The 615-nt window shown below is 55.0% G+C and carries 1 rRNA gene; it reads left to right on the forward strand.

Features of this window, described 5'->3' with window-relative positions:
- A 16S ribosomal RNA gene (locus tag L5L98_RS22470) occupies window positions 1-615 on the forward strand; the annotation flags it as partial.

Below are 615 nucleotides of genomic sequence, written 5' to 3' on the forward strand. Positions count from 1 at the left end.
GGCGAGCGGCGGACGGGTGAGTAATGCCTAGGGATCTGCCCAGTCGAGGGGGATAACAGTTGGAAACGACTGCTAATACCGCATACGCCCTACGGGGGAAAGGAGGGGACCTTCGGGCCTTCCGCGATTGGATGAACCTAGGTGGGATTAGCTAGTTGGTGAGGTAATGGCTCACCAAGGCGACGATCCCTAGCTGTTCTGAGAGGATGATCAGCCACACTGGGACTGAGACACGGCCCAGACTCCTACGGGAGGCAGCAGTGGGGAATATTGCACAATGGGGGAAACCCTGATGCAGCCATGCCGCGTGTGTGAAGAAGGCCTTCGGGTTGTAAAGCACTTTCAGTAGGGAGGAAAGGGTGTAGYTTAATACGCTATATCTGTGACGTTACCTACAGAAGAAGGACCGGCTAACTCCGTGCCAGCAGCCGCGGTAATACGGAGGGTCCGAGCGTTAATCGGAATTACTGGGCGTAAAGCGTGCGCAGGCGGTTTGTTAAGCGAGATGTGAAAGCCCTGGGCTCAACCTAGGAATAGCATTTCGAACTGGCGAACTAGAGTCTTGTAGAGGGGGGTAGAATTCCAGGTGTAGCGGTGAAATGCGTAGAGATCTGG

This window comes from Shewanella sp. SM23, assembly GCF_025654295.1.
In the GTDB taxonomy this organism is placed as follows: domain Bacteria; phylum Pseudomonadota; class Gammaproteobacteria; order Enterobacterales; family Shewanellaceae; genus Shewanella; species Shewanella oncorhynchi.